Origin of the sequence: Bacillus sp. 7_6_55CFAA_CT2 (assembly GCF_000238655.1) — a bacterium.
In the GTDB taxonomy this organism is placed as follows: Bacteria; Bacillota; Bacilli; order Bacillales; family Bacillaceae_G; genus Bacillus_A; species Bacillus_A cereus.
The window spans coordinates 957,310-976,392 of the sequence record NZ_JH414708.1; the positions used below are offsets into that span (position 1 = coordinate 957,310).

The following is a 19,083-nucleotide window of genomic DNA, read 5'->3' on the forward strand; positions in this document are numbered from 1 at the left end:
ATCTGTGAAATGGAGATGCTTAATTTATATAGAAACCAGGGGTGACATACTATTTATGACAAAATGGTTTAACGTAGGGAAAATTGTAAATACTCATGGCGTAAGAGGAGAAATCCGTGTTATTTCTCGTACTGATTTTCCAGAAGAGCGATATAAAGTAGGAAACACGCTATACATATCGAATGAGAAAGGCACAGACTATCTTCCGGTAAAGGTAACTTCTCATCGCCAACATAAGACATTCGATTTATTAACATTTGAAGGATATAACAATGTAGATGAAGTAGAGAAGTTTAAAGGTTCTTTAATAAAAGTACCAGAAGACCAGTTAGGTGAACTTGCTGAAGGTGAATACTACTATCATGAAATTATTGGTTGCAGTGTTGTAACGGAAGAAGGAGAAGCGCTAGGGACAATCAAAGAGATTCTATCTCCTGGTGCAAATGATGTTTGGGTAATTAAACGCCCGAAGGGTCAAGATCTCTTAATTCCTTATATCGATGACGTTGTACTTCAAGTTAATATTGAAAATAAATTAGTAACCATTCATGTAATGGAAGGGCTGCTATAATGAAAATTGATATTTTAACGTTGTTCCCAGACATGTTTACCGGTGTATTTGGATCTTCTATATTAAAGAAGGCGCAAGAAAAAGAAGCGGTAAACCTTCGTGTTGTTAACTTTCGTGATTATACAACAAGTAAGCATAATAGCGTAGACGATTATCCTTACGGCGGAGGAGCTGGTATGGTGCTTACTCCTCAGCCTATTTTTGATGCTGTAGAAGATTTGACGAAAGAGACAGAGCGTAAGCCGAGAGTTGTCTTAATGTGTCCGCAGGGCGAAAGATTTACGCAGAAGAAAGCGGAAGAGCTTGCAGGGGAAGAACATTTAATCTTCGTATGTGGGCATTATGAAGGATATGACGAACGAATTCGTGAGCATCTCGTAACGGATGAGATTTCTATTGGTGACTATGTATTAACGGGCGGAGAATTAGCCTCTATGGTTATTACTGATAGTGTGGTACGTCTCTTGCCAGGTGTGCTAGGAAATCATGCTTCACAAGTAGAGGATTCGTTTAGTACAGGTTTATTAGAGCATCCTCATTATACACGTCCAGCTGATTTTCGTGGTATGAAGGTACCGGATGTATTAATGTCAGGGAATCATAAAAACATTGATGAATGGCGACATAAGGAATCTTTGCGCCGAACGTATACGCGTAGACCTGATTTATTAGATGAGAGAGAGTTATCTAAACAAGAGAAAAAATGGCTTGAGGAAATAAAGCGAGAGCAGTAATAACTTCATATATTTGCTATTGCAACAGGCCTAGTAATATGCTATTATAACATTTGTGCTACTGAAATCAGTAGCCGTATTAACGATGTTCCGCTGTAATTTATTAAGACTTTATAAGAGCATCTGTTTAAAGGAGAGAATTTAATATGCAACAATTAATCGCAGAAATTACAAAAGGCCAATTAAAAACTGACCTTCCTTCATTCCGTCCTGGGGACACTTTACGTGTACACGTAAAAGTTGTTGAGGGAACTCGTGAAAGAATTCAGCTTTTCGAAGGTGTTGTAATTAAACGTCGTGGTGGCGGAATCAGTGAAACATTCACAGTTCGTAAGATTTCTTACGGTGTAGGTGTTGAGCGTACATTCCCAGTTCACACGCCAAGAATCGCGAAAATCGAAGTACTTCGCCGTGGTAAAGTACGTCGTGCTAAGTTATACTACTTACGTAACCTTCGCGGTAAAAAAGCACGTATTAAAGAAATTCGATAAGACATGTATGGGAGCTTGTAAATGCACAAGCTCCCTTTTTCCAATCTATATGAAATTTTGGTATAATACGAGCAGTTTACATAACCGTGGAGGGGAAATGCATGAAAAAAGAGAAGAGTTCACTTTGGGAATGGATTAAAGCAATTTTGATTGCTGTTGTATTAGCTGGTGTTATTAGACAGTTTTTCTTTGCACCAATTCTCGTAGACGGGGTATCGATGGCACCTACTTTACATGATCGTGATCGAATGATTGTGAATAAAATTGGTTATCACATTGGAGATCCAAAACGCTTTGATATTATCGTATTTCGAGCAACAGAAGATAAAGATTACATTAAGCGCATTATAGGCCTGCCAGGCGATGAAATAGAGTATCGTAATGATAAACTGTATGTTAACGGAAAGGCTTATGAGGAGCCGTATTTAGACAAGCAGAAAAAGCAAATTGCTGACGGACCGCTTACATATGATTTTAATCTTGAAGAAATGACAGGCAAGAAAACCGTTCCAAAAGATCAATTATTTGTTTTAGGTGATAATCGTCGTTTTAGTAAAGATAGCCGTTCAATCGGTACGATTTCAATGGATCAAGTAATTGGTAAAGCTAATATGTTATATTGGCCGTTAGAAGACGCACGTATTGTGAAATAAATGAAAAAGAAGGTGGCAACATGGTAATTCAATGGTTTCCAGGGCATATGGCGAAGGCTAGACGCCAAGTAACGGAGAAATTAAAATTAATTGATGTTGTAATTGAACTTGTAGATGCTCGATTACCATTATCATCTCGAAACCCAATGATTGATGAAATCATTACACATAAGCCAAGGCTTGTTGTTTTAAATAAAGCGGATATGGCAGATGATCGTTTAACAAAACAATGGATCGCATATTTTAAAGAAAAAGGCCATATGGCAATTTCAATTAACGCGCAAGCTGGACAAGGTATGAAGGAAATTGCAGCAGCTTGTAAAGTGCTTGTTAAAGAAAAATTTGATAAAATGGTTGCAAAAGGTATTAGACCGAGAGCGATTCGTGCATTAATTGTAGGTATACCAAATGTTGGTAAATCTACATTGATTAATAAATTGGCAAAGAAAAATATTGCTAAAACAGGAGATCGTCCAGGTGTGACAACAGCTCAACAATGGATTAAAGTTGGGAAGGAAATGGAATTGTTAGATACACCAGGTATTCTGTGGCCTAAATTTGAAGATCAATTAGTGGGTCTTCGCTTAGCGACAACGGGTGCAATTAAAGATTCAATTTTAAATTTACAAGATGTAGCTGTTTACGCATTACGTTTTATGGAGAAACATTATCCAGAACGCTTGAAAGAACGCTATAATTTAAATGAGATTCCAGAAGATATTGTGGAATTATTCGATGCAATTGGAAAAAATAGAGGCTGCTTAATGGGCGGCGGAATGATTGATTATGATAAGACATCTGAGCTTGTGCTTCGTGAGCTTCGTGGTGGCAAACTTGGAAAAATGACGTTTGAAACACCGGAAGAGTTTGCAGAGCAAGTAGAAGGTGTGGAAAAAATAGAAGAAGTATAAGACGTGCGTTTGTGCGTCTTTTCTTTTTGGATATGTTTAAAAAGGAGCTTGTATAAATGCAAACTATAACGATAAAAGAAGCGGAAAATGTATTGAAAGAAATTATGAATGAAGAAGATGATCGCTTTCAACTGTTAATGAAAGATGATCGAAAAGGTGTTCAAAAGCTCGTTTTGAAGTGGTATAAACAAAAAGAGTTAGAACAGAAAGAAAAAGAGAAGTTTTTTGAAATGTCCAAGTATGAAAATGCTTTGCGTGAAAAAGGGGTCACATATATCGCGGGTATTGATGAAGTAGGGCGCGGGCCATTGGCTGGGCCTGTTGTGACGGCAGCTGTCGTTCTTCCTGAGGATTTTTATATTCCAGGGTTAAATGATTCGAAAAAGTTGAGTGAAGCGAAACGTGAGCGTTTTTATGATGAAATAAAAGTACAAGCAATTGCAATTGGAGTAGGAATTGTATCGCCGCAAGTTATTGATGACATTAATATTTACCAAGCAACGAAACAAGCGATGTTAGATGCAGTTGCGAATTTATCTTGTACACCCCAACATTTATTAATTGATGCGATGAAACTTCCTACACCAATTCCGCAAACATCAATTATTAAAGGTGATGCGAAAAGTGTTTCGATTTCAGCCGCATCCATTATCGCAAAAGTAACGAGAGATCGTATGATGAAAGAACTGGGAGAGAAGTATCCTCAATATGGATTTGAGCAACATATGGGATATGGCACAAAGCAACATTTAGAGGCAATTCAAGTGCATGGAGTATTAGATGAACACCGAAAGTCATTCGCGCCAATTAAAGATATGATTCAAAAATAAGCTGTAAATATACAGCTTATTTTTTTATTTTGGCATATAAACATTACTATTTCCGAAAAAGAATAAAGCGATTTCAGTTTTCTGACACTTTATTGTAGACAGCGTGCCAATCATCTTATACAATGGCAATGTAATGTTTTTTAAACATTAAAAAACTTTTCGAGTAAAACAGGAAAACAGGGGAGGATGGGACCATGAATATCCATGAGTACCAAGGTAAGGCAGTCCTTAGAAGCTATGGGGTTAGCGTTCCGAACGGGAAGGTTGCATTTACAGTAGAAGAAGCTGTAGAAGCGGCGAAAGAATTAGGAACAGATGTATGTGTAGTGAAAGCACAAATTCACGCTGGTGGACGCGGCAAAGCTGGCGGAGTAAAAGTTGCAAAAAATTTAGATGAAGTTCGTACATATGCAGAAAGCATTTTAGGAACTACACTTGTGACACATCAAACAGGTCCTGAAGGTAAGGAAGTAAAACGCTTACTTATCGAAGAAGGTTGCGATATTAAAAAAGAATATTATGTAGGTCTAGTTTTAGATCGTGCAACTTCTCAAGTTGTTTTAATGGCGTCTGAAGAAGGCGGAACAGAAATTGAAGAAGTAGCAGAAAAAACACCTGAAAAAATCTTTAAAGAATATATTGATCCAGCAGTAGGCTTACAAGGTTTCCAAGCGCGCCGAATCGCATTTAACATCAATATTCCAAAAGAGCTTGTAGGACAAGCTGTGAAGTTTATGATGGGCTTATACCGTGCGTTTATCGAAAAAGATTGCTCTATCGCTGAGATTAACCCACTTGTTACAACAGGTGAAGGTAAAGTTATGGCATTAGATGCAAAATTAAACTTTGATTCTAATGCATTATATCGCCATAAAGACATTTTAGAGCTTCGTGATCTTGATGAAGAGGATTCAAAAGAAATTGAAGCTTCAAAATACGACTTAAACTACATTCCTTTAGATGGAAATATCGGTTGTATGGTTAATGGTGCAGGTTTAGCGATGGCTACAATGGATATCATTAAACATTACCACGGTGACCCAGCTAACTTCTTAGATGTTGGTGGCGGTGCAACTGCAGAAAAAGTTACAGAAGCATTCAAAATTATCCTTTCTGACAAAAATGTAAAAGGTATCTTTGTTAACATTTTTGGTGGCATTATGAAGTGTGATGTTATTGCAGAAGGTGTTATTGAAGCAACGAAACAAGTAGGTCTTGAGTTACCTTTAGTTGTACGTCTTGAAGGTACAAACGTAGAACTAGGTAAGAAAATTTTAAATGAGTCTGGCTTAAATATTGTTGCAGCAGAATCTATGGCAGACGGTGCACAAAAAATTGTTTCACTAGTGGGCTAATAGAAAGCGGGGGAGAAAAATGAGCGTATTAGTTAATAAAGATACAAAAGTTATTGTTCAAGGTATTACAGGTTCTCAAGGTTTATTCCATACAAAACAAATGATTGAATACGGTACGAAAATTGTCGGTGGTGTAACACCAGGTAAGGGCGGCACTGATATTGAAGGTGTACCAGTATTTGATACAGTAGAAGATGCAGTGAAAGCAACAGGCGCAAACGCTTCAGTTGTATACGTTCCACCCGCTTTTGCGGCAGATGCAATTATGGAAGCTGTTGATGCAGAAATTGATTTAGTAGTATGTATTACTGAAGGGATTCCTGTATTAGATATGGTAAACGTAAAGAGATATATGGCGGGTAAACATACACGTTTACTTGGACCAAACTGCCCAGGTGTAATCACACCGGATGAATGTAAGATTGGTATTATGCCAGGATATATTCATAAAAAAGGTCATGTTGGTATCGTATCTCGCTCTGGTACATTAACGTATGAAGCTGTACATCAGTTAACACAAGAAGGTATTGGCCAATCTACTGCTGTAGGTATCGGCGGAGATCCTGTTAACGGTACAGACTTTATTGATGCTTTAAAAGCATTTAATGAAGATGAAGAAACACATGCTGTAATTATGATTGGTGAAATCGGCGGTACAGCAGAAGAAGAGGCAGCTGAATGGGTAAAAGCTAATATGACAAAACCTGTTGTAGGCTTCATTGGTGGTCAAACAGCGCCTGCTGGCAAACGTATGGGCCATGCTGGTGCAATCATTTCTGGCGGTAAAGGAACTGCTGCTGAAAAGATTAAAACAATGGAAGCTTGTGGCATTAAAGTAGCTGAAACTCCAGCAGTTATGGGAGAAACGCTAATCTCTGTTTTAAAAGAAAAAGGTTTATTTGAGACTTGTAAAAACTATTAATCTGTTGAAAGACACCTTCTTACTTGAGGGTGTCTTTTTACACTTTTTTCTGTTTACATAATAAAAATTATGGGTAAGGAGAATTGAGATGAAAAGAGAGAGATTATTACATGTTCATTACTTGCTAGCAGATTATTGGAAAGCGATGGAGAGGCTACTATATGTCGATCCAGAATTAAAGAACATATATAATTTTAACGAAAAACAAATGGAACACTACACTGGAATGTCCTCGGAAAAATCTTCAGAACTAGTAAAATTTCTTCAAAGTTCAAATCTTCCGCAATATATATCTTATTTAGAGAAAAATCGTATTTTTTATATAACGGTATGGGATGAAGATTATCCGCAATTATTACGTGAAATACAAGACCCTCCCTTCGTTTTATATGGAAAAGGAGAGAAAGATTTCCTGAATAAAGTAAATAAATTAGCAGTTGTTGGAACGAGAGAACCATCATTATATGGTCATGAGAGTTTGAAGTTTATTTTACACCCTTTATTAGAAAGAGAGTGGCTTATTGTCAGTGGGTTTGCAAAAGGGATAGATACAATGTCTCATGAGATTACAGTAAGGCATCATTGCCCGACTATTGCGATATTAGGGCATGGATTGTCTTTTATGTATCCGAAAGAAAATAGACATTTATATGAAATGTGGAAGGAATATATATTGTTATTGACAGAGTATCCGCCGCACTATGCACCGAAAAAATGGTATTTTCCAAAAAGAAACCGGATTATTAGTGGTATAAGTAAAGGTGTTTTAGTTGTAGAAGCGAAATCGAGAAGTGGAACACTTATTACTGCGGACCTTGCGTTAGAGCAAAATAGAGAGGTGTTTGCGCTTCCTGGACCTATATTTATAGAGGGGGCATCGGGAACGAATCATCTTATTCAGCAAGGAGCAAAACTAGTAAGAAATGCAGAAGATATCTTGGAAGAGATTTTAAATTAACCTTATATTTTTATGTTTTTATTAAACAATTATTGACAAATGGTAGATTGGCACTGTATGGTATATTCATTCTTGATTGACAAAAACAAGAGAAATCAATAAGATTAATGAAGACTTGAATCCACCTCTTAAGGAGGCACTAGCATGTCAGATTACCTCGTAATCGTGGAGTCGCCTTCTAAGGCGAAGACCATTGAGAAATATTTAGGGAAAAAATACAAAGTTGTCGCGTCTATGGGACATGTTCGCGATTTGCCAAAAAGTCAAATGGGGATAGAAGTAAAGAACAACTTCACCCCGAAGTATATTACCATTCGTGGTAAAGGTCCCGTCTTAAAAGATTTAAAATCAGCGGCCAAAAAAGCAAAGAAAGTCTATCTCGCGGCCGATCCAGACCGTGAAGGGGAAGCGATTGCTTGGCATTTAGCGAATACGTTAAATGTGGACGTTGAATCAGATTGTCGGGTTGTGTTTAATGAGATTACGAAAGATGCAATCAAAGAATCATTTAAACATCCTCGTGCAATTAATATGGATTTAGTGGATGCACAACAAGCAAGACGTATACTTGATCGTCTTGTTGGTTACAATATTAGTCCTTTATTATGGAAGAAAGTAAAAAAAGGATTAAGTGCAGGGCGTGTACAATCTGTAGCAGTTCGTTTAATCATCGAGCGTGAAAGGGAAATTCAAAACTTTGAACCTGAAGAATTCTGGACAATTAAAACAGAATTTGTAAAAGGAAAAGACACATTTGAAGCAAGCTTTTACGGTGTAGATGGTGAAAAAGTTCAATTAACAAATGAAACGCAAGTGAATGAAATAATTGAACAGATGAAAGAGAATGCGTTTTCAGTTGAAAATGTAACGCGCAAAGAGCGAAAACGTAATCCTGCATTACCGTTTACAACATCTTCCTTGCAACAAGAAGCAGCCCGTAAGTTAAACATGCGAGCAAAGAAAACAATGATGCTTGCACAGCAATTGTATGAAGGGATAGATCTTGGAAAACAAGGAACTGTAGGTCTTATTACGTATATGAGAACTGATTCAACACGTATCTCAGAAACAGCTCAAACAGAGGCTCGTACTTACATCACTGAAGCGTATGGTACGGAATACATAGGAACAGAAAAGAAGAAAGAAACGAAAAAGTCAAATGCACAAGATGCGCATGAGGCAATTCGTCCTACTTCGGTAATGAGAAAGCCAGAGGAACTAAAAAGTTTCTTAGGTCGTGATCAACTTCGATTATATAAATTGATTTGGGAGCGATTTGTTGCAAGTCAAATGGCGTCTGCTATAATGGATACTGTGACAGCGAGACTCATTAATAACAATGTTCAGTTCCGTGCAAGTGGATCGGTTGTAAAGTTCCCAGGATTTATGAAAGTGTATGTAGAGTCAAAAGATGATGGTGCTGAAGAAAAGGATAAGATGTTGCCGCCTTTAGAAGTAGGGGAAACTGTATTTTCAAAGGATTTAGAACCAAAGCAACATTTTACACAACCTCCTCCGCGCTATACAGAGGCTCGCCTAGTAAGAACACTTGAAGAACTTGGAATTGGAAGACCGTCGACATATGTACCTACACTTGAAACGATTCAAAAGCGTGGGTATGTAGGCTTGGATAATAAACGCTTCGTTCCGACTGAACTTGGTGAAATAGTAATTGAACTTATTTTAGAGTTTTTCCCAGAAATTATTAACATTGAATTTACTGCCAATATGGAGCAAAGCCTTGATGAAGTAGAAGAAGGAAATGCGAATTGGGTAAAAATTGTTGATGATTTCTACGTAGGTTTTGAACCGCGTTTAGAAAAAGCGGAAAAAGAAATGCGTGAAGTGGAAATTAAAGATGAACCAGCTGGGGAAGATTGTGAATTATGTAATCACCCAATGGTCTTTAAAATGGGTAAATACGGGAAATTTATGGCTTGCTCGAATTTCCCAGATTGTCGTAATACAAAGCCGATTGTGAAAGAAATCGGTGTTACTTGTCCAAAGTGTGATAAGGGTCAAATTATTGAACGCCGTAGTAATAAAAAGAAACGTCTTTTCTATGGGTGCGGTACGTATCCGGAATGCGACTTTGTATCTTGGGATAAGCCAATTGGTCGTAAGTGTCCGAAGTGCGAAGGCATGCTTGTAGAGAAAAAGTTGAAAAAAGGCGTGCAAGTACAATGTATTTCGTGCGATTATGAAGAAGAACAACAAATGTGAGCGTAACTGCTCACATTTTTTTCGGGAAGAAAAGGAAAGGTGATATAAATGACAACACAAGTAGTAAACGTCATTGGCGCAGGTCTTGCAGGAAGTGAAGCAGCTTACCAAATTGCAAAACGTGGTGTCCAAGTTAGATTATATGAAATGAGACCGGTAAGGCAAACGCCAGCTCATCACACAGATAAATTCGCTGAATTAGTATGTAGTAACTCACTTCGTGCAAACACTTTAACAAATGCAGTTGGAGTTATTAAAGAGGAAATGCGCTTAATGGATTCTGTAATTATTCGTGCGGCGGATGAGTGCTCTGTACCAGCTGGAGGCGCTTTAGCTGTAGACCGTCATGAGTTCGCAGCTAAAGTAACAGAATACGTAAAGAACCATCCAAATGTAACTGTAATGAATGAAGAAATTACAGATATTCCAGAGGGACCGACAATTATTGCTACAGGTCCATTAACATCTCCTGATCTTTCTGCAAAATTGAAAGAATTAACAGGAGAAGATTATTTCTACTTCTATGATGCTGCAGCCCCAATCGTAGAAAAAGACAGCATTGACATGAATAAAGTATATTTAAAATCGCGTTATGACAAAGGTGAAGCTGCATATTTAAATTGCCCAATGACAGAAGAAGAGTTTGATCGTTTTTATGAGGCTCTAATTGCTGCTGAGACAGTGCCTTTAAAAGAGTTTGAAAAAGAAATTTTCTTTGAAGGTTGTATGCCAGTAGAGGTTATGGCAAGTAGAGGGAGACAGACGTTAGTATTTGGACCTATGAAACCTGTTGGATTGGAAGATCCAAAAACAGGGAAAACGCCATATGCTGTTGTTCAGTTACGTCAAGATGATGCAGCGGGAACTTTATACAATATCGTAGGTTTTCAAACACATTTAAAGTGGGGACCGCAAAAAGAAGTGCTACAGTTAATCCCAGGATTGGAAAATGCAGAGATTGTACGTTATGGTGTAATGCATCGTAATACGTTTATTAATTCACCTAATTTGCTTCGTCCAACATATCAATATAAACAACGGGATGATTTATTCTTCGCTGGTCAAATGACTGGAGTAGAGGGATATGTTGAATCAGCAGCATCAGGATTATTAGCAGGAATTAATGCTGCGCGTCTTGTGCAAGGTGAAGAGCCAGTTGTATTACCGCCAGTAACTGCGATGGGTAGCATGGCAAATTACATTACGGCAACGAACGCTAAAAACTTCCAACCGATGAATGCGAACTTCGGTCTATTTGCACCGTTAGAGAAGAAGATTAAAAAGAAAGCAGAACGAAATGAAGCGTACGCAGCACGCGCTTTAGAAACGATTCGAAATTTTGTAAATATTTAGTTAAATTTCTTGCAAAGGCTACTAAGTTGTGATACGATTTAGTAGCCTTTATTGAGGTGAGTTGTGTGAATGTGAAGAAATTGTTACAATTATTCGTTGGATATTTACAAATTGAAAGAAATTATTCAAAATATACAATTGCAAGTTATCAAAATGATTTAGAACATTTTGTGCAATTTATGGAACGAGAAGGCATATCCTCTTTTTTAGACGTTACATACGCGGATGTTCGTTTGTACTTAACGACGTTGCACGATGAGAAGTTAGCCCGTAAATCTGTCGCAAGAAAAGTATCAAGCTTACGAAGTTTATATCGTTTTTTGATGCGTGAAGGTTATCGAAAGGATAATCCGTTTGCACTTGCGTCACTCCCCAAAAAAGAATTGTCAATCCCAAAGTTTTTATATGCTGAAGAGTTAGAGGAATTATTTGAAGTTTCTGACACGGAAACACCATTAGGTCAAAGGAATCAAGCTTTGTTAGAGTTGATGTATGCGACTGGGATCCGTGTGAGTGAATGTGTCAATTTACAACTTACCGATATTGACTTTGCGGTGGGAACAATTTTAGTAATGGGAAAAGGAAAAAAACAAAGGTATATTCCGTTCGGAAGCTATGCGCAAGATTCTTTAATTACTTATATAGAGAATGGGAGAAAACAGTTAGTTAATAAGACTGACGAAGACTCTCATATGGTATTTTTAAATGCGAAAGGTAAACCGCTAACAAGTCGTGGAGTTCGTTATGTTTTAAATGAACTCATTAAAAAGGCTTCGCTGACAATGCGGATAAGTCCCCATATGTTAAGGCATACATTTGCTACACATATGCTAGATGAAGGGGCGGATTTACGTACTGTACAGGAGTTATTAGGCCATGAAAATTTGTCGACGACACAAATTTATACGCATGTCTCTAAAGAAAGATTGCGTTCTGTTTACATGAAGCATCACCCGCGGGCATAAATTGCTTTAAAAGCTATAAAAACAAATAAAGGAGTTTTTTCTATGGGAAATTTCCACGCTACAACGATATTTGCAGTTCATCATAATGGAGAATGTGCAATGGCTGGAGATGGCCAAGTGACAATGGGAAATGCTGTTGTAATGAAACATACAGCTCGTAAAGTTCGTAAACTTTTCCAAGGTAAAGTTTTAGCTGGTTTCGCAGGATCAGTTGCTGACGCATTTACTCTTTTTGAAATGTTTGAAGGGAAATTAGAAGAGTATAATGGCAACTTGCAGCGTGCTGCTGTTGAAATGGCCAAACAATGGCGTGGCGATAAAATGTTACGTCAGCTAGAAGCAATGCTCATTGTCATGGATAAAACAACTATGCTCCTTGTTTCAGGTACAGGAGAAGTGATTGAACCGGATGATGGTATTTTAGCAATTGGATCTGGTGGAAATTATGCACTTTCTGCAGGTCGTGCTTTAAAGCAATATGCAAGTGAACACTTAACAGCGAAGCAAATTGCGAAAGCGAGTTTAGAGATTGCTGGCGATATTTGTGTTTATACGAATCACAACATAATTGTTGAAGAATTGTAGAATCGTAAGGGAGGCATTTTATATGCATTTACATTTTACTCCGCGCCAAATTGTGGAAAAATTAGATCAATACATCATCGGTCAAAAAGACGCAAAGAAAGCGGTTGCTGTAGCGTTGAGAAATCGATATCGTCGCAGTAAATTAGCTGAAAATTTACGTGACGAAATTGCACCTAAAAATATCTTAATGATTGGACCGACAGGTGTTGGGAAAACAGAGGTAGCACGACGAATGGCGAAACTCGTTGGAGCACCTTTTATTAAGGTTGAGGCTACAAAATTCACAGAAGTTGGATATGTGGGTAGAGATGTAGAGTCGATGGTACGTGACCTGGTGGAAACATCGGTTCGTATCGTAAAAGAAGAAATGGTAGTGAAAGTTCAAGATAAAGCCGAAGAGCAAGCGAATCAACGTCTTGTTGAAATTTTAGTGCCGAGTCCAGAGAAACAATCTGGATTCAAAAATCCATTAGAGATGCTTTTTGGAGGCACTCAAAATTCGAATCAAACGTCTGATACACAAGAAGATGTTGAAATCGAAAAGAAGCGTCAAGATGTGGAGAGAAAGCTTGCTGCAGGGCTTCTTGAAGACGAAATTGTATCGATTGAAGTGACTGAACAACAGTCTTCCATGTTTGATATGTTACAAGGAACTGGCATGGAGCAAATGGGGATGAATTTCCAAGATGCGCTAGGAAGTTTTATGCCGAAAAAAACGAAAAAACGTAAACTTTCTGTAAAAGAAGCAAGAAAACTCTTGACAAATGAAGAGGCACAGCGCTTAATTGATATGGATGAAGTTACACAAGAGGCTGTTTATCGTGCTGAACAGCTCGGGATTATTTTTATCGATGAAATTGACAAAATTGCTGGTAAGCAGTCGAATAGCGTAGATGTATCACGTGAAGGTGTGCAACGTGACATTTTGCCGATTGTAGAAGGGTCGAATGTTGCGACAAAATACGGATCAGTAAAAACGGATTATATTTTATTCGTTGCAGCTGGAGCGTTCCATATGTCTAAACCGTCGGATTTAATTCCGGAATTGCAAGGGAGATTTCCGATTCGAGTAGAATTAACAAAATTATCGACAGACGATTTTGTTAAAATACTAATCGAGCCTGACAATGCGTTAATTAAACAATATATGGCATTATTAGCGACTGAAGGTATAGAAATTGAATTTTCAGACGAAGCTATTCGTAAGATTGCTGAGATTGCTTATCAAGTTAATCAGGATACAGATAATATTGGAGCAAGAAGACTTCATACGATTATGGAGAAGCTCCTTGAAGATTTATCGTTTGAAGCATCTGAAATTACGTTAGAGAAAATAACGATAACACCTCAATACGTTGAGGAGAAATTAGCAACAATTGCTAAAAATAAAGATGTGAGCCAGTTTATTTTGTAATAGTGTCATCAGGTGACTCGCCCTAGTTTCCAAGTGATGAAAAAATATGTGAGTAACATGTAGGAGGAACTTTTGAAATGGAATTATTAGCAAAAACGAGAAAATTAAATGCGTTATTACAGAGCGCAGCAGGGAAGCCTGTAAACTTTAGAGAAATGTCTGACACAATGTGTGAAGTAATCGAAGCAAACGTATTCGTAGTTAGCCGTCGTGGTAAATTACTAGGTTATGCAATTCACCAACAAATCGAAAACGAACGCATGAAGCAAATGCTTGCAGAACGTCAATTCCCAGAAGAATATACACAAAGCTTATTCAACATTACAGAAACATCTTCAAACTTAGATGTGAACAGTGCTTACACAGCATTCCCAGTAGAAAACAGAGAATTATTTGGTCAAGGTTTAACTACAATCGTACCAATCGTTGGTGGCGGTGAGCGTCTAGGTACATTAGTATTAGCTCGTCTTGGTCAAGAGTTCTTAGATGATGATTTAATCCTTGCTGAGTACAGCTCAACTGTTGTAGGTATGGAAATCTTACGTGAAAAAGCAGAAGAAATCGAAGAGGAAGCACGTAGTAAAGCTGTTGTTCAAATGGCGATCAGCTCATTATCTTACAGTGAGTTAGAAGCGATTGAGCACATCTTCGAAGAATTAAATGGAACAGAAGGTTTACTTGTTGCAAGTAAAATTGCTGATCGCGTAGGAATTACTCGTTCTGTAATCGTAAATGCACTACGTAAATTAGAAAGTGCTGGTGTTATTGAGTCTCGTTCTTTAGGTATGAAAGGAACATACATTAAAGTGCTAAACGACAAGTTTCTACAGGAACTTGCTAAATTAAAAACAAACTAATTTGTAAAAAACTCTCCTCAATCGAGGAGAGTTTTTTATGTACAATGGATAGATGGTGCTTGTGAAAAGTGTCATAAGCGTGTTTTCTGAGAAAACTATTAATTGTATTTATTTTTTTGCTTAAAAGAAATGAAGGTTGGTAATACTAGAATTCGAGTATGCACAAAGAAAGTTTTACATTGTTCGCATTTTCGACTTGATTGTAATATTTCAGTATGATATAGTAAGCAGTGGTGTCAGTACAAAGTACACACGTTTACTGATTTAAGTGTTGGTGCTACGTTTGTAGTTTCGCTTAGAGATGAAGTAAACGGAGGATATCAAAAACCATTTAGGAGGAACTATATTATGTCAGTAATTTCTATGAAGCAATTGCTTGAAGCTGGTGTTCATTTCGGACATCAAACTCGTCGTTGGAACCCAAAAATGAAGCGTTACATTTTCACAGAGCGTAACGGTATCTACATCATCGACTTACAAAAAACTGTGAAAAAAGTTGAGGAAGCTTACAGAACGATGCGCGACATCGCTGCTGAAGGCGGAGACATCTTATTCGTAGGTACTAAAAAACAAGCACAAGAAGCTATTAAAGAAGAAGCAACTCGTGCTGGTATGTACTTCGTTAACCAACGTTGGTTAGGCGGAACTTTAACAAACTTCCAAACAATCCAAAAGCGTATCAAGCGTCTTAAAGACATCGAAAGAATGCAAGAAGATGGTACTTTTGAAGTACTTCCTAAGAAAGAAGTTGTTCAACTTAAAAAAGAGTTAGAGCGTCTTGAGAAATTCTTAGGCGGTATTAAAGATATGAAAGGTCTTCCAAGTGCATTATTCGTAGTAGACCCTCGTAAAGAGCGTATTGCAGTTGCTGAAGCACGCAAATTACACATTCCAATCATCGGTATCGTTGATACAAACTGTGATCCAGACGAAATCGATCACGTTATCCCAGCAAACGATGATGCAATTCGTGCTGTAAAACTTCTTACATCTAAAATGGCAGACGCGATCCTTGAAGCAAAACAAGGTGAAGAAACTGTTACTGCGTAACAAAGTTGGAAAGGTGATAAGGGGTTCGGCCTTTTATCACCTTTTTTAAGGTATAAACACCTTTATAAAAGGTATAAATACATATTTTAGGAGGATGAAAAGTATGGCAATCACTGCTCAAATGGTAAAAGAATTACGTGAAAAAACTGGCGCAGGTATGATGGACTGCAAAAAAGCTTTAACAGAAACTAACGGCGACATGGAGAAGGCAATTGACTTCTTACGTGAAAAAGGTATTGCGAAAGCTGCTAAAAAAGCTGACCGCATTGCTGCTGAAGGTTTAACTTTCATCGAAACAAACGGTAACGACGCTTTAATCTTAGAATTAAACTCTGAAACTGATTTCGTTGCGAAAAACGAAGGTTTCCAAACACTAATTAAAGAATTAGCTGCTCACTTATTAACTAACAAACCAGCTAACGTTGAAGAAGCTATGGCTCAAACAATGGAAAACGGTAAAAAAGTTGAAGAGCACATCAACGAAGCAATCGCTAAAATTGGTGAAAAACTTACACTTCGTCGTTTCGAAATCGTATCAAAAACTGATGCAGATGCATTCGGCGCTTACCTACACATGGGTGGACGCATTGGTGTATTAACAGTTCTTGAAGGTTCTACTGATGAAGCTGCTGCTAAAGATGTTGCAATGCACATCGCTGCAGTTAACCCTAAATACATCGACCGCGATGCTGTAACAGCTGAAGAAGTTGAGCATGAGCGTCAAGTATTAACACAACAAGCATTAAACGAAGGCAAGCCTGAGAAAATCGTTGCAAAAATGGTTGAAGGCCGTTTAGGCAAATTCTTCGAAGAGATTTGCTTACTTGACCAAGCATTCGTTAAAAACCCTGATATGAAAGTTCGTCAGTTCGTTGAGTCTAAAGGCGGAACATTAAAAGGATTCGTTCGCTACGCTGTTGGTGAAGGTATCGAAAAACGCGAAGACAACTTTGCTGAAGAAGTAATGAACCAAGTAAAAGGTAGCAACTAATACAGATTAGGGAACACATTGTGTTCCCTTTTTTAAAATAAAGATGTAAGCAATTGGAGGTTCATTATGAGTAAACCGAAATATAATCGTGTCGTTTTAAAGCTAAGTGGAGAAGCTTTAGCTGGAGAGCAAGGATTTGGAATTAACCCAACTGTTATTAAGTCAGTTGCGGAACAAGTAAAAGAAATTGCAGAACTTGATGTAGAGGTTGCTGTTGTTGTTGGTGGCGGTAACATTTGGCGTGGGAAAATTGGAAGTGAAATGGGCATGGATCGTGCAGGGGCAGATTACATGGGCATGTTAGCGACAGTTATGAATTCATTAGCTCTTCAAGATAGCTTGGAGAATATCGGAATTCAAACTCGTGTACAAACTTCAATTGAGATGCGTCAAGTTGCAGAACCTTACATTCGTCGTAAAGCAGTTCGTCACTTAGAGAAAAAACGTGTTGTTATCTTTGCAGCAGGTACAGGTAACCCATACTTCTCTACAGATACAACAGCAGCATTACGTGCGGCAGAAATTGAAGCAGATGTAATTTTAATGGCGAAAAACAATGTAGATGGTGTATATAATGCGGATCCATCTATTGATCCAACAGCTACGAAATATGAAACGCTTACTTACTTAGACGTATTAAAAGAAGGTTTAGGTGTAATGGATTCTACAGCTTCTTCTCTATGTATGGATAATGATATTCCATTAATTGTATTCTCAGTTATGGAAAAAGGTAATATTAAACGTGCCGTTTTAGGCGAAAATATCGGAACAGTGGTAAGGGGGAAATAAATATGGGACAACAAGTATTGAAGTCTTCAAATGAAAAAATGGAAAAAGCAGTTGCTGCTTATTCTCGTGAATTAGCAACAGTTCGTGCTGGCCGTGCAAACGCGTCTGTATTAGATAAGGTACAAGTTGATTACTATGGTGCACCAACACCAGTTGTGCAATTAGCGAACATTACAGTTCCAGAAGCGCGTTTACTAGTAATTCAACCTTATGATAAAACTTCTATCGGTGATATTGAAAAAGCAATTTTAAAAGCAGATTTAGGCTTAAATCCTTCTAATGATGGAACTGTAATTCGTATTGCATTCCCTGCATTAACAGAAGAACGTCGTCGTGATCTTGTAAAAGTTGTGAAAAAATATGCTGAAGAAGCTAAAGTTGCTGTTCGTAACGTACGTCGTGACGGAAATGATGATCTTAAGAAGCTTGAAAAAGCTGGCGAGATTACAGAAGATGATTTAAGAGGATATACTGAAGATATCCAAAAAGAAACAGATAAATATATTGCAAAAGTTGACGAAATCGCAAAAAACAAAGAAAAAGAAATCATGGAAGTGTAATAGCGATAACTTCGCAATTATGACCCTCTTCTTAAGGGGGTCTTTTTACACTTTTAGGCATACGTCTGCTTGCTGGAGGGTATGAATGATGTTTAAAAACTTTCCTTTTTTAAAGGTAAAAAGGACACATCGTTTGATCATCTCGTTGAAGAAGTGAAAAAAGGATATATCCCAGAACATATTGCCATCATTATGGATGGGAATGGAAGATGGGCAAAGAGGAGAGCAATGCCTCGTATTGCGGGACATCATGAAGGTATGCAAGTTGTAAAGAAAATTACAAAATTTGCAAGTAAACTTAATGTGAAAGTGTTAACTCTTTATGCTTTTTCAACTGAGAACTGGAAAAGACCGAAAAAGGAAGTTGATTATTTAATGAAGCTTCCAGAAGAATTTCTAGGTACATTTTTACCAGAATTGATTGAAGAAAACGTACAAGTCCGAGTAATAGGGCAAAAAGATCGTCTTCCTACGCATACACGCAGAGCGATGGAGAAAGCCATGGAAGATACGAAAGAGAATACGGGATTAATTCTTAATTTCGCGTTAAACTATGGAAGTCGAGATGAAATCGTTTCTGCTGTGCAACATATGATGAAAGATAATGAGGAAGGAAAAATTCGTTCTGAAGAGGTAAGTGAAGAAATGCTTTCCTCCTACTTAATGACGAGTTCTTTACCTGATCCAGAGTTGTTAATCCGAACAAGCGGAGAGCTACGTATTAGTAATTTCATGTTATGGCAAATTGCATATTCGGAGTTTTGGTTTACAGACGTGTATTGGCCAGACTTCAAAGAAGAACATTTGCTAAATGCGATTACTGACTTTCAACATAGAGGGCGCAGATTCGGAGGCGTGTAGAAAGAGAGGG

20 protein-coding genes are annotated in these 19,083 nt (G+C 37.8%); all 20 read left to right on the forward strand.

The features are described from left to right. Positions 1-55: 55 nt before the first annotated feature. The 20 genes from rimM to uppS all read left to right on the forward strand — a co-directional run bounded on the left by rimM (position 56) and on the right by uppS (position 19,073). Positions 56-571 carry a ribosome maturation factor RimM gene (gene rimM, locus HMPREF1014_RS05260; RefSeq protein ID WP_000170277.1) on the forward strand — a complete coding sequence of 172 codons (516 nt, stop codon included), beginning with the start codon at positions 56-58 and terminating at the stop codon, positions 569-571. Next, positions 571-1,305, forward strand: coding sequence for a tRNA (guanosine(37)-N1)-methyltransferase TrmD (gene trmD / locus HMPREF1014_RS05265; RefSeq protein ID WP_000686903.1), 735 nt, complete (start codon positions 571-573; stop codon positions 1,303-1,305). The genes rimM and trmD overlap by 1 nt, the downstream gene beginning before the upstream one ends. Positions 1,306-1,451: 146 nt before the next feature. Continuing rightward, positions 1,452-1,796 carry a 50S ribosomal protein L19 gene (rplS, locus tag HMPREF1014_RS05270; RefSeq protein WP_001186516.1) on the forward strand — a complete coding sequence of 115 codons (345 nt, stop codon included), beginning with the start codon at positions 1,452-1,454 and terminating at the stop codon, positions 1,794-1,796. Between the two features lie 101 nt (positions 1,797-1,897). Further along, the gene (gene lepB, locus HMPREF1014_RS05275; RefSeq protein WP_000711853.1) at positions 1,898-2,449 is read left to right on the forward strand and encodes a signal peptidase I; all 552 of its coding nucleotides are present in this window, start codon (positions 1,898-1,900) and stop codon (positions 2,447-2,449) included. A 20-nt stretch (positions 2,450-2,469) separates the two neighbouring features. Continuing rightward, entirely contained in the window at positions 2,470-3,360 is an 891-nt protein-coding gene (ylqF, locus tag HMPREF1014_RS05280) for a ribosome biogenesis GTPase YlqF (RefSeq protein WP_000236703.1), read from the forward strand. A gap of 56 nt (positions 3,361-3,416) precedes the next feature. After that, the gene (gene rnhB, locus HMPREF1014_RS05285) at positions 3,417-4,190 is read left to right on the forward strand and encodes a ribonuclease HII (RefSeq protein WP_001193513.1); all 774 of its coding nucleotides are present in this window, start codon (positions 3,417-3,419) and stop codon (positions 4,188-4,190) included. 194 nt (positions 4,191-4,384) lie between these two features. Next, positions 4,385-5,545 carry an ADP-forming succinate--CoA ligase subunit beta gene (gene sucC, locus HMPREF1014_RS05290; RefSeq protein WP_001020791.1) on the forward strand — a complete coding sequence of 387 codons (1,161 nt, stop codon included), beginning with the start codon at positions 4,385-4,387 and terminating at the stop codon, positions 5,543-5,545. A 19-nt stretch (positions 5,546-5,564) separates the two neighbouring features. After that, positions 5,565-6,467: a succinate--CoA ligase subunit alpha gene (gene sucD, locus HMPREF1014_RS05295; protein WP_000115178.1), complete on the forward strand. Its 903-nt coding sequence runs from the start codon at positions 5,565-5,567 to the stop codon at positions 6,465-6,467. Between the two features lie 88 nt (positions 6,468-6,555). Further along, complete coding sequence (gene dprA / locus HMPREF1014_RS05300; RefSeq protein WP_000818062.1) at positions 6,556-7,425, forward strand: DNA-processing protein DprA; 870 nt, start codon at positions 6,556-6,558, stop codon at positions 7,423-7,425. A 144-nt stretch (positions 7,426-7,569) separates the two neighbouring features. After that, entirely contained in the window at positions 7,570-9,648 is a 2,079-nt protein-coding gene (gene topA / locus HMPREF1014_RS05305) for a type I DNA topoisomerase (protein ID WP_001286964.1), read from the forward strand. A gap of 48 nt (positions 9,649-9,696) precedes the next feature. Continuing rightward, positions 9,697-11,001 (forward strand): FADH(2)-oxidizing methylenetetrahydrofolate--tRNA-(uracil(54)-C(5))-methyltransferase TrmFO, encoded by a 1,305-nt coding sequence (trmFO, locus tag HMPREF1014_RS05310; RefSeq protein ID WP_000213002.1) that lies wholly within the window; start codon positions 9,697-9,699, stop codon positions 10,999-11,001. A gap of 65 nt (positions 11,002-11,066) precedes the next feature. Beyond that, on the forward strand, positions 11,067-11,966 hold the full coding sequence (gene xerC / locus HMPREF1014_RS05315; RefSeq protein WP_001101241.1) for a tyrosine recombinase XerC: 900 nt from the start codon (positions 11,067-11,069) through the stop codon (positions 11,964-11,966). Positions 11,967-12,008: 42 nt separating this feature from the next. Further along, a complete protein-coding gene (gene hslV / locus HMPREF1014_RS05320; protein WP_000526272.1) occupies positions 12,009-12,551 on the forward strand; it encodes an ATP-dependent protease proteolytic subunit HslV in 543 nt (180 codons plus the stop codon). 22 nt (positions 12,552-12,573) lie between these two features. Further along, complete coding sequence (hslU, locus tag HMPREF1014_RS05325; protein WP_000550087.1) at positions 12,574-13,965, forward strand: ATP-dependent protease ATPase subunit HslU; 1,392 nt, start codon at positions 12,574-12,576, stop codon at positions 13,963-13,965. Positions 13,966-14,042: 77 nt separating this feature from the next. Beyond that, the gene (gene codY, locus HMPREF1014_RS05330) at positions 14,043-14,822 is read left to right on the forward strand and encodes a GTP-sensing pleiotropic transcriptional regulator CodY (RefSeq protein WP_000421290.1); all 780 of its coding nucleotides are present in this window, start codon (positions 14,043-14,045) and stop codon (positions 14,820-14,822) included. Between the two features lie 348 nt (positions 14,823-15,170). Then, the gene (rpsB, locus tag HMPREF1014_RS05335; protein ID WP_000111485.1) at positions 15,171-15,872 is read left to right on the forward strand and encodes a 30S ribosomal protein S2; all 702 of its coding nucleotides are present in this window, start codon (positions 15,171-15,173) and stop codon (positions 15,870-15,872) included. Positions 15,873-15,975: 103 nt separating this feature from the next. Then, a complete protein-coding gene (gene tsf, locus HMPREF1014_RS05340) occupies positions 15,976-16,863 on the forward strand; it encodes a translation elongation factor Ts (protein WP_001018578.1) in 888 nt (295 codons plus the stop codon). Positions 16,864-16,929: 66 nt separating this feature from the next. Continuing rightward, positions 16,930-17,652 carry a UMP kinase gene (pyrH, locus tag HMPREF1014_RS05345; protein WP_000042668.1) on the forward strand — a complete coding sequence of 241 codons (723 nt, stop codon included), beginning with the start codon at positions 16,930-16,932 and terminating at the stop codon, positions 17,650-17,652. Positions 17,653-17,654: 2 nt separating this feature from the next. Next, positions 17,655-18,212, forward strand: a complete 558-nt coding sequence (gene frr / locus HMPREF1014_RS05350; protein ID WP_000531501.1) for a ribosome recycling factor — start codon at positions 17,655-17,657, stop codon at positions 18,210-18,212. A gap of 153 nt (positions 18,213-18,365) precedes the next feature. Then, positions 18,366-19,073: an undecaprenyl pyrophosphate synthase gene (gene uppS / locus HMPREF1014_RS05355; RefSeq protein WP_043306252.1), complete on the forward strand. Its 708-nt coding sequence runs from the start codon at positions 18,366-18,368 to the stop codon at positions 19,071-19,073. Positions 19,074-19,083 lie beyond the last annotated feature (10 nt).